Origin of the sequence: Octadecabacter antarcticus 307 (assembly GCF_000155675.2) — a bacterium.
Taxonomy (GTDB): domain Bacteria; phylum Pseudomonadota; class Alphaproteobacteria; order Rhodobacterales; family Rhodobacteraceae; genus Octadecabacter; species Octadecabacter antarcticus.
In genome coordinates this window covers 3,419,007-3,433,840 of the sequence record NC_020911.1, presented here as the reverse complement: position 1 = coordinate 3,433,840, position 14,834 = coordinate 3,419,007, and the positions used below count along the sequence as shown (strand labels likewise).

General features: G+C 52.8%; 13 protein-coding genes, 1 tRNA gene and 7 pseudogenes. 12 read left to right on the top strand and 9 right to left on the bottom strand.

Annotation, left to right across the window (positions count from 1 at the left end; all coding sequences use genetic code 11):
* Positions 1 to 11 precede the first annotated feature (11 nt).
* Genes OAN307_RS17570 through OAN307_RS17550 form a run of 5 tightly spaced genes read left to right on the top strand, consistent with a single transcriptional unit; the run spans position 12 to position 4,382 of the window.
* Entirely contained in the window at positions 12 to 1,013 is a 1,002-nt protein-coding gene (locus OAN307_RS17570) for an ABC transporter permease (protein ID WP_015500939.1), read from the top strand.
* Positions 1,010 to 2,521: a sugar ABC transporter ATP-binding protein gene (locus OAN307_RS17565; RefSeq protein WP_015500938.1), complete on the top strand. Its 1,512-nt coding sequence runs from the start codon at positions 1,010 to 1,012 to the stop codon at positions 2,519 to 2,521. The genes OAN307_RS17570 and OAN307_RS17565 overlap by 4 nt, the downstream gene beginning before the upstream one ends.
* A complete protein-coding gene (locus OAN307_RS17560) occupies positions 2,521 to 3,390 on the top strand; it encodes an NAD(P)-dependent oxidoreductase (protein ID WP_015500937.1) in 870 nt (289 codons plus the stop codon). Before OAN307_RS17565 ends, OAN307_RS17560 begins: the two co-directional genes overlap by 1 nt.
* Entirely contained in the window at positions 3,387 to 4,085 is a 699-nt protein-coding gene (locus OAN307_RS17555; protein WP_015500936.1) for a ThuA domain-containing protein, read from the top strand. The genes OAN307_RS17560 and OAN307_RS17555 overlap by 4 nt, the downstream gene beginning before the upstream one ends.
* 9 nt (positions 4,086 to 4,094) lie before the next feature.
* Positions 4,095 to 4,382: a putative quinol monooxygenase gene (locus tag OAN307_RS17550; RefSeq protein WP_015500935.1), complete on the top strand. Its 288-nt coding sequence runs from the start codon at positions 4,095 to 4,097 to the stop codon at positions 4,380 to 4,382.
* A gap of 239 nt (positions 4,383 to 4,621) precedes the next feature.
* Here the strand turns inward: OAN307_RS17550 and OAN307_RS17545 are convergent, their stop codons facing one another.
* Positions 4,622 to 5,764, bottom strand: coding sequence for an alpha-hydroxy acid oxidase (locus tag OAN307_RS17545; RefSeq protein WP_044044928.1), 1,143 nt, complete (start codon positions 5,762 to 5,764; stop codon positions 4,622 to 4,624).
* Between the two features lie 140 nt (positions 5,765 to 5,904).
* Here OAN307_RS17545 and OAN307_RS17540 point away from each other — a divergent pair.
* Positions 5,905 to 6,610 (top strand): annotated as a pseudogene (locus OAN307_RS17540) (IS6 family transposase).
* Here the strand turns inward: OAN307_RS17540 and OAN307_RS26865 are convergent.
* From OAN307_RS26865 to OAN307_RS28295, 7 genes and pseudogenes are all read right to left on the bottom strand, one after another.
* Positions 6,594 to 7,331, bottom strand: a pseudogene (locus OAN307_RS26865) (transposase). The pseudogenes OAN307_RS17540 and OAN307_RS26865 sit on opposite strands and share 17 nt — an antisense overlap.
* Positions 7,332 to 7,364: 33 nt before the next feature.
* Positions 7,365 to 7,795, bottom strand: a pseudogene (locus OAN307_RS30295) (transposase); the annotation flags it as partial.
* Between the two features lie 138 nt (positions 7,796 to 7,933).
* Positions 7,934 to 8,875, bottom strand: a complete 942-nt coding sequence (locus tag OAN307_RS17530; RefSeq protein ID WP_015500931.1) for an IS1595-like element ISOan10 family transposase — start codon at positions 8,873 to 8,875, stop codon at positions 7,934 to 7,936.
* 75 nt (positions 8,876 to 8,950) lie between these two features.
* Positions 8,951 to 9,100, bottom strand: a pseudogene (locus OAN307_RS31675) (IS3 family transposase); the annotation flags it as partial.
* A 51-nt stretch (positions 9,101 to 9,151) separates the two neighbouring features.
* A pseudogene (locus tag OAN307_RS31670) lies at positions 9,152 to 9,265 on the bottom strand (IS3 family transposase); the annotation flags it as partial.
* A 137-nt stretch (positions 9,266 to 9,402) separates the two neighbouring features.
* Positions 9,403 to 9,711, bottom strand: coding sequence for an IS3 family transposase (locus tag OAN307_RS17520; protein WP_015498062.1), 309 nt, complete (start codon positions 9,709 to 9,711; stop codon positions 9,403 to 9,405).
* Positions 9,712 to 9,774: 63 nt separating this feature from the next.
* A complete protein-coding gene (locus OAN307_RS28295; protein ID WP_187292487.1) occupies positions 9,775 to 9,945 on the bottom strand; it encodes a Hint domain-containing protein in 171 nt (56 codons plus the stop codon).
* Between the two features lie 287 nt (positions 9,946 to 10,232).
* Between OAN307_RS28295 and OAN307_RS17515 the strand changes: the two genes are divergently transcribed.
* The 5 genes and pseudogenes from OAN307_RS17515 to OAN307_RS28290 all read left to right on the top strand — a co-directional run.
* Positions 10,233 to 10,317 (top strand) — tRNA-Leu (locus OAN307_RS17515).
* A 157-nt stretch (positions 10,318 to 10,474) separates the two neighbouring features.
* Positions 10,475 to 10,831 carry a hypothetical protein gene (locus OAN307_RS25510; protein ID WP_144055614.1) on the top strand — a complete coding sequence of 119 codons (357 nt, stop codon included), beginning with the start codon at positions 10,475 to 10,477 and terminating at the stop codon, positions 10,829 to 10,831.
* 1 nt (position 10,832) lies between these two features.
* Positions 10,833 to 11,222, top strand: a complete 390-nt coding sequence (locus tag OAN307_RS25505) for a tyrosine-type recombinase/integrase (RefSeq protein ID WP_051068050.1) — start codon at positions 10,833 to 10,835, stop codon at positions 11,220 to 11,222.
* Positions 11,223 to 11,297: 75 nt separating this feature from the next.
* Positions 11,298 to 11,525, top strand: a pseudogene (locus tag OAN307_RS31395) (helix-turn-helix domain-containing protein); the annotation flags it as partial.
* A gap of 171 nt (positions 11,526 to 11,696) precedes the next feature.
* Positions 11,697 to 12,085: pseudogene (locus OAN307_RS28290) on the top strand (hypothetical protein); the annotation flags it as partial.
* A 627-nt stretch (positions 12,086 to 12,712) separates the two neighbouring features.
* Here OAN307_RS28290 and OAN307_RS28285 read toward each other — a convergent pair.
* Positions 12,713 to 13,282 carry a hypothetical protein gene (locus OAN307_RS28285; RefSeq protein WP_144055613.1) on the bottom strand — a complete coding sequence of 190 codons (570 nt, stop codon included), beginning with the start codon at positions 13,280 to 13,282 and terminating at the stop codon, positions 12,713 to 12,715.
* Between the two features lie 476 nt (positions 13,283 to 13,758).
* Here OAN307_RS28285 and OAN307_RS17495 point away from each other — a divergent pair, with 476 nt between their 5' ends.
* Complete coding sequence (locus OAN307_RS17495) at positions 13,759 to 14,700, top strand: IS1595 family transposase (protein WP_015500927.1); 942 nt, start codon at positions 13,759 to 13,761, stop codon at positions 14,698 to 14,700.
* Positions 14,701 to 14,834: the final 134 nt, after the last annotated feature.

Sequence of the window (14,834 nt, the reverse complement as noted above, 5' to 3'; positions counted from 1 at the left end):
GGGCGGGACACATGCAAGCTGGAAAACTCTCAACCTATTTAAGCAAAGGCGCCATTTGGGGCTTCATCGTGCTGGAACTGATCTTCTTTTCCGTTGCAGGCGAATTCCTGTCGATCACAGACAAGGCGTTCATGGATATCGACAACATGCTGTTGTTGCTAAAGCAATCTGCCCCCATCGGCATCATTGCGATTGGCATGACCATTATCATGATCAACGGTAACATCGACCTGAGCGTCGGGGCGATCTTTGCCCTGTCGGGGATAATTTTACTGGATTCCATGACGTGGCCGATCTTTGCGGGCCTTGGCAATTGGGTGATCCCTGTCTCATGGCTGCTGGCCCTGCTGACGGGAATTACACTGGGGTTCATCAACGGTCTGATCGTGTGGAAAACTGGCGTTGATGCCTTCATCGTGACACTTGGCTCCATGCTTGGCTATCGCGGGCTGGTGTTCATGTATAACGGTGAAAATCCCACATCACACCTGAACTGGACGCTGGTGGATTTCGCGGAACTTGAGTTTCTGGGGCTGCACACGGCGACGTGGTTCTTGCTGATTGTTACGGCGATCATCTGGTTTATCATGACCCGCACAGTCCACGGTCGAAACGCTTATGCCATTGGTGACAACCGCGAGGCGGCCGTAAATGCGGGCATCCGCGTCGGACCCCATATGCTAATCAACTTCATGATCATCGGATTTCTGGCCGCGCTGTCTGCGGTGGTATTTTATTCGGAAAGTGGATCGGTAAATCCCAACGACGGCCAGCTCTATGAACTTTGGGTCATCACAGCCGTTGTTCTTGGTGGCACCAAGCTGACGGGTGGCGCGGGGTCGATCATTTCGACTTTTGGCGGGGTCATCGCGATCCAGCTGTTGCGCAAGGGTCTGGGCCATATCGGGGCGGATACATCGACTGTGAACCTCGTGATCGGGATCATCTTGATCGCTGTGCTGATCCTTGATCGCCAGTTGAACGCCAAAGGCAAAGAGGAGTTGAAGATATGAGTGATCAAATCCCCGCCCTCCGCCTTGAAGGGATCGTCAAAACCTTCCCCGGTGTGCGCGCGCTTGACGGCGTGTCGTTCGACGTGATGCCCGGTGAAGTCCATGCGTTGATGGGCGAAAACGGTGCTGGAAAATCGACTTTGATGAAGGTCCTTGGTGGTATCTATCAGCCCAACGAAGGCCAAATTATCGTCAATGAGACCCCCGTTGTTATGGCCTCACCGCTTGAGGCAAAGGCGAAGGGGATCTTGTTCATTCACCAAGAACTCAGCCTCGCGCAGGAATTGTCTGTGGCCGAAAATGTCTATCTGGGTGAACTGCCGTTGAAACGTTTTGGCCGCGTCGATTGGGCGTCGCTTTATGCGAAAACGGACGAAATTCTTGCCCGCTTAAACGTCGGGTTCAATGCAAAAACTATCGTTGGCAGTCTGTCCATCGCCAATCAACAGATGGTCGAAATTGCGCGTGCACTGACTGTCGATGCCAAAGCCGTGATTTTTGACGAACCGACAGCATCCCTGACAGACGCAGAAAAGGTCGTGTTGTTTGATGTCATCACCGACCTCAAATCCCGCGGGGTGGGCATCATCTATATCTCCCATCGGATGGAAGAGATTTTCAAGATCACCGACCGCATTAGCGTGCTGCGCGACGGTCAACATACCGGCACTGCGATCACTGCTGAAACCGATGAAGATCAGGTGACGCAAATGATGATCGGGCGAAAGCTCGATCTGTCGCGCAACGCCGTCCATCACGAATTGGGGGATGTCGCGCTGGAAGTCCGTGGGTTGTCGTGTGGCGATCTGTTCCACGACATCAGCTTTGAGGTCAGGCGCGGCGAAGTCTTGGGGTTTTACGGTCTTGTCGGCGCGGGCCGTACAGAGATTGCCGAGACATTGTTCGGCCTGCGCGACCCCAGTGCGGGCACGATCTTGCTGAACGGGCAAGAAACGCGGATCGCGTCGCCAATCGACGCTATTTCGCGCGGCATTTCTTTGGTCCCCGAAGACCGAAAGGGGCAGGGCCTCGTGCTTGGGATGAACTGTCGTGACAACATGACGTTGCCACAGGTCGATACCCTCAAATCCGGTCCTTTCGTTGCGCCGGGCGCAGAAAATGCGATCTTTGATAAATACAAAGACCGTCTCGATATTCGCACACCGGGTTGGAAGCAGACGGTGGGTAATCTGTCAGGTGGTAATCAGCAAAAGATCGTCATTGGCAAATGGTTGTCGATGCATCCGAGCGTCCTTATCGTAGACGAACCGACGCGCGGCATCGACGTCGGGTCGAAATCCGAGATCCACAACCTGATCCGCGAATTGGCAGCGCAAGGCTATGCAGTCATTGTCATCAGTTCGGAAATGCCTGAGGTTTTGCACGTCGCCGACCGTATCATCGCGATGTATTCGGGCCGAATTATGCGCACGTTTACGTCCGATGAAGTGACCGAAGACAACCTCATTCAGGCCATCTCGGGCATTACCAACGATAAGGTGGCGTGATGCGCATTGGCTTTGCAGGTCTTGGGCGAATGGGTGCACCGATGGCGCGCAATCTGGCAGAGGCTGGCTATGATCTGACGCTGTGGAATAGATCGGTGGACAAAGCGGATGCGCTCGCGAACGAGATTGGCGCGTCTGTCGCCGTGACCCCGTGTGATGTATCGACTGCTTGTGATGTCGTGATCACGATGCTGGCCGATGATGCCGGATCCGAGGCGGTGCATTCAGGGCAAGACGGTTTGTTTTCGGGCACCCATGCAAAAACCTACATTGAGATGGGCACGATGAGTCCCGATCATATGAAAATGCTGGCCGCTGCCGCCCCGCGTGGTGTGCAGGTAATCGACGCCCCGGTTTCGGGCGCCACACAGGCGGCTGAAGATGCCCAATTGATGATCATGGCCGGCTGTTCGGTCGAAACGGCGGCACCCCTTATGCAGCTATTTGACGCTATGGGAAAACAGACGATTTTCCTTGGCAAACTTGGCGCGGGTTCAGTCATGAAGCTCGCCGTAAATTCCCTCATCCACGGGATCAACCAAACCATGGCCGAGGCGATGGTATTGGCCGAGGCCGCAGGCATTACGCCGGACGCTGCCTTTGATGTGATCGAAGCCAGTGCCGCCTGCGCGCCGATGTTGAAATACCGCCGTCCGATCTATCTGGATGAGGCGGCGCATGCGGTGACCTTTACCGTCGCACTGGCCCGTAAGGACATGGATGTGACTGCCCGCTTGGCCAATTCGCTTGGCGTACACATGCCCCAAGGGCTCGAGACTTTGAATCAATTGCAACGCGCCGAGGCGGATGGATTTGCTGACCGCGATATGGCGTCGATGCTGAATTACATGCGAAAGGATCACACATGAAAGCCGCATTATTTGTTGGAGGCTGGGAAGGTCATACGCCCACGCATTTCGCCGATTGGTACGAGGCATTATTGATTGAAAACGGGTTTGAAGTGGATGTTTATGACACGCTCGCGCCGCTGGAAAACCCCAATGCATTGGCCGACGTGGACCTGATCACGCCGATCTGGTCGTCCGCGCGATCTGGCCACCAAGAAGAGTTTGGCAACATGACCAAGCCGCAAGAAGACGGGCTGCTTAAACTCATCGCAAATGGCTGCGGCATTGCGGGCTGGCACGGCCACATGGGCGATGCTTTCCGCGACCGTCCGACGTACCATTTCCTGATCGGCGGACAGTTCGTTGCCCACCCCCCCGGTTGGCCGGACAACTTGCAGCCTGTGGAAGACTACGTTGACTATGATGTCACCATTTGCAAACCCGACGATCCGATTGTGCGGGGTATCCGTAGTTTCCGGCTGAAGACAGAACAGTATTATATGCTGGTTGATCCGTCCAATGACGTGCTGGCAACGACGACGTTTTCGGGCGATCATCTATGGTGGATTGAGGGCACAGTTATACCCGTCGTGTGGAAACGTCGCTGGGACAAAGGGCGGGTGTTTTACTGTTCCATCGGGCATGAGCTAGGCGATCTTAAGGTGCCGCAAGTGACAGAGATAATTCGCCGTGGCGCAATTTGGGCGGCCAGATAGGAGACTAAAATGAATGAGCTTACAATTGTGGCGGTTATCAGGGTGAACCCTGAAAAACACGCCGTACTAAAGCCTTTGTTTGCTGAAATGATCGCGCAGACTCGCGTCGAGGATGGCTGTGTCCGCTATGATTTGCATTGCGACAACCAAGATGCGTCGCGGTACGTTTTCTACGAAACTTGGGCGAACCGAGACCTTTGGCTGGCTCACATGGCCTCAGCACATGTCGCCGCATTTGGTGAAGCGGCGGGGGGTATGGTCGCCTCCGCGGAAATCTTTGAAATGTCGAAAGTCTAACAATGATGCCGATGGAATTCGATCTCTATTACCATGTAAATGTGCTTGGCTTCGAAGATTTACGAAGACTGACTATTCGAAAGCATCGTTTTGGTTGGGTTATCAAAGTCCGCTTAGATGGCTTTTCAATATTGCGGATCAAAGACGCTTAGGGGGCGTGTACTGTTGAGGCCGTTTCCGAATTTGTTCGAATGATAGCTTTGATCAATCTGATAAGAAAAGATATTTATGAGCCGAATTCAATGTTTGTGCACCAATCGTGCGGACAGGTCCTCAATGGACGTTGCGCCGATTTGTGCCATATTGGACATCATGTCTTTGGCCAGAATATCATGCAAATGGGCGGGGCCATTGGCGCCGAGGGCCCCCAAAGCATAGTGCCAAGCCCGCCCCATGAACACAAAATCTGCACCCAGCGCAAGCGCACGCAAAATGTCCAAACCCCCTTCGATCCCACTGTCGAAGATCACTGGTAAGTCCGTTGCTGCGCGAATGTCGGGCAGCAAATCAATGCTGGCGGGTGTGGCGTCAAATTGCCGACCTGCATGGTTGGACACCCAAACAGCGTCGACGCCTTCGTTTTGGGCCTTGGCTGCGACCTCGGGTTCACACACTCCTTTTAGCACGATCGGCCCATCCCATTCATCGCGCAGATGGCGCACATATTCCCAATCTGGTGCGGCGCGAAGAAGGTAGCCGACATGCGCTGTCGACGGCAGAGTACCAGTCTGTTTTGGCGCATAACTGTCCATAAGCCGCATCCGCGGCATGCCGTTGGCCATTATGCCCATCGCCCAAGTTGGGCAGAGCGCAACCTGAGCCGCAAGCCGGGGCGTGAGACGCGGCGGCTGCACCAAACCGCCGCGAGTCTGGCGCTCACGCCGTGATGCAGCAGGCACATCGACCGTCAAAATAAGCGTATGAAATCCTACGTCTTTTGCGCGTTTAAGCATATCGCGACGAACGTCCGCGTCGCGCGGTGGGTACATCTGGAACCAACCCTGATCACCATGGGCACCGCGCATATCTTCGGGCGTTTTAGTCGCCACCGTCGAGAGGGCATAAGGAATGCCTGCGCGCGCCCCGTGACGGGCAAGATGGCGTTCGGCGTCAGGCCAGACGAGCCCTGACATGCCAAGCGGTGCGATGCCGTAAGGCACGGGATAAGTGCGACCTAACAGTGTTGTCTCAAGGCGCGGTACGATTTCGCCCCGCAGCGCGGCTGGGCGAAACAACACGCGGTCCAAAGCATCGCGATTACGCCGTGTCACGCTTTCCGATCCCGTTGCGCTATCAAGATACTCCCATACGAAATGTGGGATGCGGCGGCGCGCGTGGGATTTGAGATCAGCCAAAGCCGGATATTTTGTGTGTAGGTCCATAGGCCCAATCGACCCTGCCCATTGGAAAAAGTCTAGCACCATCATGAGTTTCTGTCGCAAAGTCTTCGCGGTTGGTTGAACAGACTCGAGCGTCGTAGGTGCTGGTTTTTGAATTTAAAAGCGAGCACCCAACCGCGAAAATTGTTTTCAAAGGGAACCATTTTCCCAAAAGTGTGATCCTTTACGCTGTCTTTTTCTACGTGCGCGTCGGCGTCACCTACTGAGATCTAGAAAAAATCATGGCCAAACGTTATGTTGAAGTCGATCATGCCAAGCTCAACAGCTGGGTAGGGAAGTTCTCGCCGCTGATCGCTGAAAATATTCAGGCCAGAAAGAAGCCGACAGCCATTTCTTGGCGGATGGACGAGACATATATCAAGGTTCGTGGAAAGTGGGCCTATCGGTCGGCCGTCAGGCGATTTCGAAGAAATCTGCCGAGAGGCTGTACCGTGCTGTAGATCGCGAAGGAAAAACTCTTGATCTTATGCTGTCAGAGCATCGCGATACTGCTGCCGCACGACGTTTCTTCAAGCACGCAGTTGGCAAAACGGCGTCCCTGATCGTATCGCCATCGATAAAAGTGGCGCCAATCTAGCCGGTCTGCAAAGTCTGAACGTCATCGTTAAATTCGCCGGAGCTGGTCAGACCATGGGTATCGTTCAATCCAGATATCTCAATAATATCATCTAACAGGACCATCACTGTATTAAACGAATCACACGGCCAATGCTCGGCTTCAAAGCATTCAATTCGACGGCAGCAACGTTGGCTGGGATCGAAACTGCGCATAACCCATCTCACGAAAGTGAGAAATGGCTAGGCTCAGGACTCATAACCAAAATATAACGGTGGCGGCGCGCATGATGGCGGAGAGGAAGACCGTTGGGCTTCTGTCGTAGCGTGTTGCGACGCGTCTCCAGTCTTTAATCCTGCCGAACATGCGCTCGATACGGTTGCGTCGTTTGTAGCGTCTCTTATCCATTGCCCGGCAGTGCATTGCAAAGCAATGTCACGAAAGGGGTATTTGATGGTTGTCTTGCGCGATTTGCGCCCAGGAATACAGGGGCGTGTTCCCTTGTCTATAAGGCCTTCTCGGAACCAGTCGGCGTCATATCCCCTGTCCACTGCCCGGCAGTCGAAACGCAGTTTCGATGAGAGGGGCAAGCAACCAATCCGCCTCTGGAAGCCCGTTCATCAAGGCAGCCGCACCGGTATAATCGCTGACTTGACCCGCCGTGATAAAGAAGCGGACGGGACGTCCACTGCCCGGCAGTTGATTGCATAGCAATCAATGAGAGGGGATCGAGATTGTCTTATTATCTGGGGCCTGTTCTGCCAGCCCCATCACAATCTGGGCGAACACGCCCATGTCAATCCAGTTCTTCCAACGATTATACAAAGTCTTCGGCCGCCCGTATTCGGCAGGCGCATCACACCACTGTAGACTGGGCTCCACCCTTTCATGCCTTGAAGAGTTATGCACCCCCGTTGCGGTTATTGAAAATAATCCTATGAAGTGGTCCTGCTTTTTAGGACAGGTATGTGGCTTGGCTAAGATGCATCTAATTTATGTTCATGCCGCTTTTCGTATCTCCGCATGGCCAAAGTATGCGATGTCCGGTGTTCGCTTATCAAGGGCCGTGTGAGGGCGTTCTGAGTTGTAGAACCCAATCCATGTATCGATGATCCGTTTTGCTTGGAACCCATCGGTGATTTCATGCAAGTAAACGGCCTCCTGCTTCAGGGATCGCCACAGACGTTCGATGAAGATATTGTCGAGATAGCGGCCGCGTCCGTCCATTGATATTTTGATGTTGGCTTCGGTCAAAGTTGTGATCCAACCCGCACCAGTGTATTGGCTGCCCTGGACGTGTTCATGATCTCTGGCTTGCCGTATCGGGCGATAGCCTCCTCCAGCGCCTCAACACAGAAGCTAGCATCCAGCGTATTTGAGAGCCGCCAAGTCAGCACTTTTCGCGTTGCCCAGTCCATGATCGCCACCAGATACAAAAAACCATTCTTGACGGGAAGGCTTATCCCTTTTAGTCTGGTTGCCCCACATGTTGACGCGGCGCAGAACCTCGCCCTTGTGGCTTGAGAGGCGGATCGGATCAGTTTGTAACATCTGGTGGGTTTATGGGGCGTGGCTTTTGCCGTGAACAAGGGCCTTCAGGCGCGCTGTTCAACAAAATCACGATATGTCGCTGGGCCAATACCAACACCGATCCCCAGCAGCGTGTCGAAGGCGCTTCGCATGTGTCGCCGTCGGTTCCAGCGGAACACAAATTCGTCGAGATAGCGTTGCAGATGGCATTTTCTGAGGCCGTGGAAGACGCCTTTTGCCCACGTTTTTAGGTTGGAGAACACGCGGTGGACCCAGTGGAGTATGTCATGTGCCTTCTTGCCGCTGACGACCTTCGCCTCATGCGTGTTTGCAGGGGGATTTTCGTAACCTAGCCAGCCATCCGTGATGACGTGAGCGCCAGGCTCTACAGCCTGACTAATGAACCCGTGTAGCGTCTTTGATGCGCCGTCGGGAATGTGTTTCATCCTGATACGGCGCGGATGTCCGTCTCTTGATAACTCGACGGCGCAGACGACAAACATCTTTCCGACCGGGCTCCGCCCACCCTTTGGCCGGTCCTCGGGATCATGCCGGGACCGGAACGGAATCTCTGTTTCATCGATCTCGACAAGGTCTTTCAGGGGGTTGCGGTCAGGGTTGACCATCGACCGCCGCAGCTTTTGCAAGAGGAGCCACGCCGTCTTGTAGCTGCCAAGGCCAAGTTGCGCCTGAAGTTGCAGCGCTGACATGCCGTTGGAATGGCTGGTGATGATGTGCGCGGCAAGAAACCAAATTCGCAACGGCAAATGGCTGCTGTGCATCACCGTGCCAGCCGTCACGGATGTCTGCCGTGCGCAACCGGCACATTCCCAAGTCGCGCGATTTCGCTTTAACGGCCAGCCCTTGCAGGTGCCACAGGAAGGACACACAAAGCCCTCAGGCCAACGATGTTCCGCCAGATAATGCGAACACGCTTCCTCATCAGAAAACCTGGCGTCGAACGCCGGGCGGGACATGGGTTTGTCGTTTTTCCATCTGGCTGGCATGGGTAGAACAATACAAGAACATTGTAGATTGGCAAGCCGCTTCACACTACATCAGGTGCCGCCGGAGCAAAGGGGATAAGCCTTCTTGACGGGTATGTAGGTGATGTCGCTGCACCAGACCTGATTGGGTCGGGTGATTGCCAACTTTCTCAGCAGGTATGGATAAATGCGGTGCTGTGGGTGCTTCTTGCTGGTGTTCGGCCCCTTGTAGATGGCCTGCAACCCCCTCTCAGCGATGCTTTGCATCGCCTGCCGGGCACAAGGCATGATGTTCATCATGCGACGAACACGATGCCGACCCGCAGAGAACCCTGACTGGGGCAAATAGGCTGCTATCTGTCGGCTGCCAAAGAATGGATATTTCGTAAATATCCGATCAATCTCATGCATCAGCTTAAGCGTCTCAGCATTCACCCCAACTGGTGTGTAATAGATCGACGAACGGCTGATCTTGAGCAGCTTACACTGGCGCGTCAGGCTCAGTTTTGTGTTCTCTTTGCGGATCATCTCGCGGCGTTTTGATGGGCTCACCCCGGTGAATTCGCTTTAGCGAAATAACCTGTCTTCAGCCCTTGTGACAAAAAAACGTTCTCCACCGCTAACTGACCAATCTTGGCGTGCAGCTCTTTAATCTCACCGACCTTGTTCTCAGCCTTTTTGACCTTGTCGGTAAAAAACCCGGCCATGCCTTCGATCGCCTGTCGTTTCCATGTGCTCACCTGCGTTGGGTGGAGCTGCCGCTTGGCCGCAATCTCCTGAACCGTCTTGTCACCGCGCAGCGCCTCAAGCGCCACAGTAGCTTTAAAGTTGTCTGAAAAGTTCCGTCGCTTTGTCATCCTCGTATCCATTCGTTCGTGTTGGATACATCTTAGCACGCTGTCCAGTTTTGCCGGACCACTTCACCCCAATGTCCGGGAACAGGGACGAAGTTCAATGATCCGGTCGCCGGCGTTCAGATGTTCGACAGGCAGTTCGCCATTCAACGTTATCACGTTAGTTCCTGTCGCGAGGCCAGACACATTGGCAGATTTTACGACGCTGCCATTTTTGAAGTCTTGTGTATTTTCCAAGCGCATGTCTTTTTCAACTCTCAATTTCAAAGTATGCATCCGTCTTTCGCCCGATCATGGCAACAAAATCCTGCCGGTGGGACATTAATTGAACTTTTGCGTGCCACGTCGCCGATGTGAGTTTTTTCGCCTCGTCGTAGGCCCATTGTGCGATGTTCGTCAAGGCCCAAAAACATAACGTCTGATCATCGCAAATCGCTTGCGTTTTCTTCTCGCATCCTTGCCTACACTTTGCTAGGAAGCGCGCAACTTAGAGGGAGGGCTTTGCTGTCCCCTTAATAATACATGCGGGTGTGGCGGAATTGGTAGACGCACTTGGTTTAGGTCCAAGCGCCGCAAGGCGTGGGGGTTCGAGTCCCTTCACCCGCACCATCTTATAATATGCGCAGCGCTCAAAGTGAGTGCTGCGTCATACAAAATAGCCTCAAATGACAAAATGACAAAATGACAAAATGACGATTGTGCGGTGTGTGTCTGTGCGTGCTATGTTTGTGTTTAAATTACGCATCCATTACGCACTGGGGAAGATTTGGCGCGTATCAGACCACATAAGGGACGTTGGCGGGCAGAAGTGTTGAAGGGCGGCGTTCGCAAGTCTAAAGTGTGCGATACCAAGCGTGCCGCGCAGGATTGGGCAGACCAAGCTGAATATGAAGGTCGTAACGGGGCAGAAGCGGTGAACCGTCACACTGTGGGTGGGGCGTTCGATCTTTACGCTCGGATAGTATCACCTGCAAAACGGGACGCTCGGTGGGAGGTCATACGACTTGAGAAGTTCCGGTGGGATGAATTGGCTGCTCTACGTGTGTCAAACGTCACTGCAGCCGACACAGCTGACTGGCGAGACAGGCGGTTGCACGAGATAATGGGCGTCGGTCCGTCGTGAAATGCAGCTGATGTCGTCGGTGTTCAGCATTGCCCGCAAAAAATGGGGTTGGATACGTGCATCGCCTATAGTGGATGTGCGCAAACCACCGCAATCGCCACGACGCAACAGGTTGGTGACTGACGACGAATTGGCAGCGCTGGCAATATCGGCGGGGTCTGATCCTGCCAACGCTACGGCTCGGGCGTTCATGGCGTTCCGGTTTTTTATTGAAACGGGGATGTGTGCCGGGGAAGTCATTGGGCTGGAATCGTCGTGGGTAGATTTAGTTCGCCGCGTTGCGCACTTGCCTAAGACTAAAAACGGCGAAAGCCGCGACATGCCTTTGTCGTCGGTGGCTGTGTCTATTCTTGAAAAATTAAAAGGCGATCCGGTGTTTGGGCTGCGATAGGCCTTGTTGCGCAAATAGCTAGCTGTGGAGATTAATGTTAATAATCCAACGTGATAGCTGGTGCGTATGAGCACATCATTGTCGATTTATGCGCTCCTTGCGCGCACTGTGTGGCATTCGCCCACCAGATTCCGTCAGGTCCCGCTTGGTGCTGACCCTGACGGAACGCGAAGAGATATCACAGGGTCTGACCGGGGTCTGATCGGGCCGTTGTCTTTGCGATCGATTGCCCGAACGTTATGGCGTTCGATCTCAACTATCAGCAGAGAGGTGAGACTTAATGTTGGCAGTGCTCAAAACCGCGAGCCCAGTCTGATATTGTTGCGTGAGATCCACTGCCCCCCTCTCGGGCAGTGGACAGGGTCTTGCGAAGCAATGCCTGAGTTATAGCTGAAAGTTTGTGACGGCCCTGATGGGCGGCATATCATGGCGTTGTTGACGCGCCGCATTCTCATTGAGAAAGGGATATGCCACATGACCAAGAATACAGTTATCGACTTCACGAAACCAAGCGATTTTTCACCTGATCCGTTGACAGATGTGCTGCGCGCAGGAGCACGGGAGCTTCTGGCCACTGCTGTGCGCGCTGAGGTGTCGGAGTTTCTGGAAGGTCACGTCCACCTTTTGAACGACGAGGGTCGCCAGCGGCTGGTGCAGCATGGCTTTCTGCCGGAGCGCGAAGTTATGACCATTGCCCCCTCTCGGTCATGCAAAGCATGGCCTGTCGGCAACGGGACAGGCGATTGTGAAACAATCTGCCGAGAAGGGGGATCGGCAAGGTGTCAGTCCAGGTTCCTCGGGTGCGCGACCGTGGTGCAAACGCGGATGGTATGAAGGTCCATTTCAACGCGTCGCTTATCCCGGGCAGTTTCTTGAGTATGTTGAGGGACTCATCGTGAGTGTTATTGCCATCGATAGCCACCCTAAGAAAATAAGCGGCCTCATCGGGCAAATTTTCAAGCCCATCGTTTAATTTTGTGATCCGTTTGATAAGACCTTTAAGATCACGGGCAACATTGCTGCTGCGTGGCAAATCGGCATATTTTGATGTCTCCCAGCGATAGACTGCTGCAATATCCTCAAGTTCTTTGCTGAAATTTACCATATTAACTGGATCAAAGCTGCCTTGCAGTACTACCGCTCTGATACAAAAATTTCTTACCGTGACCAGAAAGAGTTGCGAGCCCTAAAAAATAAATTTTTGAATATTCTTCCTCGAAACGTTTGCTGAGAGCGTGTGCGACCAAGGTTATCCGGTGCAAGTGCAGCCTTAAGTGCCAGGACCTATGGCAGACAAAACTTTATTTAGAGAGAGACTAGAAAGAGACTGGGGGCAACCACTAACACATAAAATATATGTTAAGTCACTGAAATAGTTTGGAGGCGAGTAGGAGAATCGAACTCCTGTACACGGATTTGCAATAAGCGTTGAGTTCGTCAATCACTAATTTTATATGGGTATAATATTGCTATATTCGGTATGTGTACAATTATGTGTAAGGGCGCACTTTATTCTTTCTTAAGGCCTTAAACACAAGCATCAAGACAAACAAACACACGAACATTCCAGTCAGGTCACCGACGAAGTACTTCGCCAACGTCACTACATCGTGTTGAAAGGCCAGCCCGACTCCATACGAACTCATAACAGATGCTAAGCAACCTGCTAAAAAGACATCTCTCCAGTTGGCAACTTTTGCGCTGGATATCCGAAAATCCATGCCAAACTTGGCAAGAGTCCAAAAACTAAATGTAGCACAAGTTATGCCAGACATCGCACCAGCTATGCCCATTATTGAAAATCCACTTGCTCCAAAAACTAACCAATGAGTGTAGAGAGTGACTAAAGTGATGATTGGTATTGATTTCCATCCTAATAACCAAGCCGACAAAACTCGGACACCATGCGGCAAGTAAATTAGGCTAACATATTCAGTCTGCCCTGTGAAGAACCGCTGTTGTAACGGATTTATTAAATGGATTGAAATTACAAATGTAACTAAAAACGCTACTGATACAATTACAAAAGATAGTAAATAGTAGGAGACTGTTGAGTTCATGGTGAGCCTACTCGAGTTTTTCTGTAAGCGTGTATGATGATCTTTGTGCTCCATCATTATGTTAGATGTAACCTTTATCCACAATATCTCTTAGTGCACGAAAAAAAACGCTACGTGCCGTCCAAAAGTTTGTGTGAACGCAATTTGTCAGTCTCCACAGTTTCGTGTTGTTGCAAAATAAGTGTTACTGCATAGACAATATTTTTCTGTAAAACGCCGAGGTTATTAAGCCCCATGCCATTTTCCATGCCGCTAAGTAGATTTCTTAATTTGACTAGGCAGTTGATTAAGTCCCAACATGGCACTTGTTTGGCGTACCGTCAATACCTATTTTTTTAATGCAAACCCACTGTTCATTTAAAAGTATACCGAGCATAATCAAAGGTTTAATGAAGGCTTATCCCCTTTGCTCCGGCGGCACCTGATGTAGTGTGAAGCGGCTTGCCAATCTGCAATGTTCTGGTATTGTTCTGTCTATGCTAGCCAGATGGAAAAACGACAAACCCATGTCCCTCCCGGCGTTCGACGCCAGGTTTTCTGATGAGGAAGCGTGTTCGCATTATCTGGCGGAACATCGTTGGCCTGAGGGCTTCGTGTGCCCTTCCTGTGGCACCTGCAAGGGCTGGCCGTTAAAGCGAAACCGCGCAACTTGGGAATGTGCCGGTTGCGCACGGCAGACATCCGTGACGGCTGGCACGGTGATGCACAGCAGCCATTTGCCGTTGCGAATTTGGTTTCTTGCCGCGCACATCATCACCAGTCATTCCAACGGCATGTCAGCGCTGCAACTTCAGGCGCAACTTGGCCTTGGCAGCTACAAGACGGCGTGGCTCCTCTTGCAAAAGCTGCGGCGGTCGATGGTCAACCCTGACCGCAACCCCCTGAAAGACCTTGTCGAAATCGATGAAGCAGAGATGCCGTTCCGGTCCCGGCATGATCCCGAGGATCGGCCAAAGGGTGGGCGGAGCCCGGTTGGAAAGATGTTTGTCGTCTGTGCCGTCGAGTTATCAAGTGACGGACATCCGCGCCGTATCAGGATGAAACACATTCCCGACGGCGCGTCGAAGACGCTGCACGGGTTCATTGGTCAGGCTGTAGAGCCTGGTGCTCACATCATCACGGACGGCTGGCTAGGTTACGAAAATCCCCCTGCAAACACGCATGAGGCGAAGGTCGTCAGCGGCAAGAAGGCACATGACATACTCCACTGGGTCCACCGCGTGTTCTCCAACCTAAAAACGTGGGCAAAAAGCGTCTTCCACGGCCTCAGAAAGTGCCATCTACAACGCTATCTCGACGAATTCGTGTTCCGCTGGAACCGACGGCGACACATGCGAAGCGCCTTCGACACGCTGCTGGGGATCGGTGTTGGCCTCGGGCCAGCGACATATCGTGATTTTGTTGAACAGCGCGCCTGAAGGCCCTCGTTCACGGCAAAAGCCACGCCCTATAAATCCACGAGACATTCCAAACTGATCCGATCCGCATCTCAAGCCACAAGGGTGAGGTTCTGCGCCGCGTCAACATGTGGGGCAACCGGACTAAAAGGGAT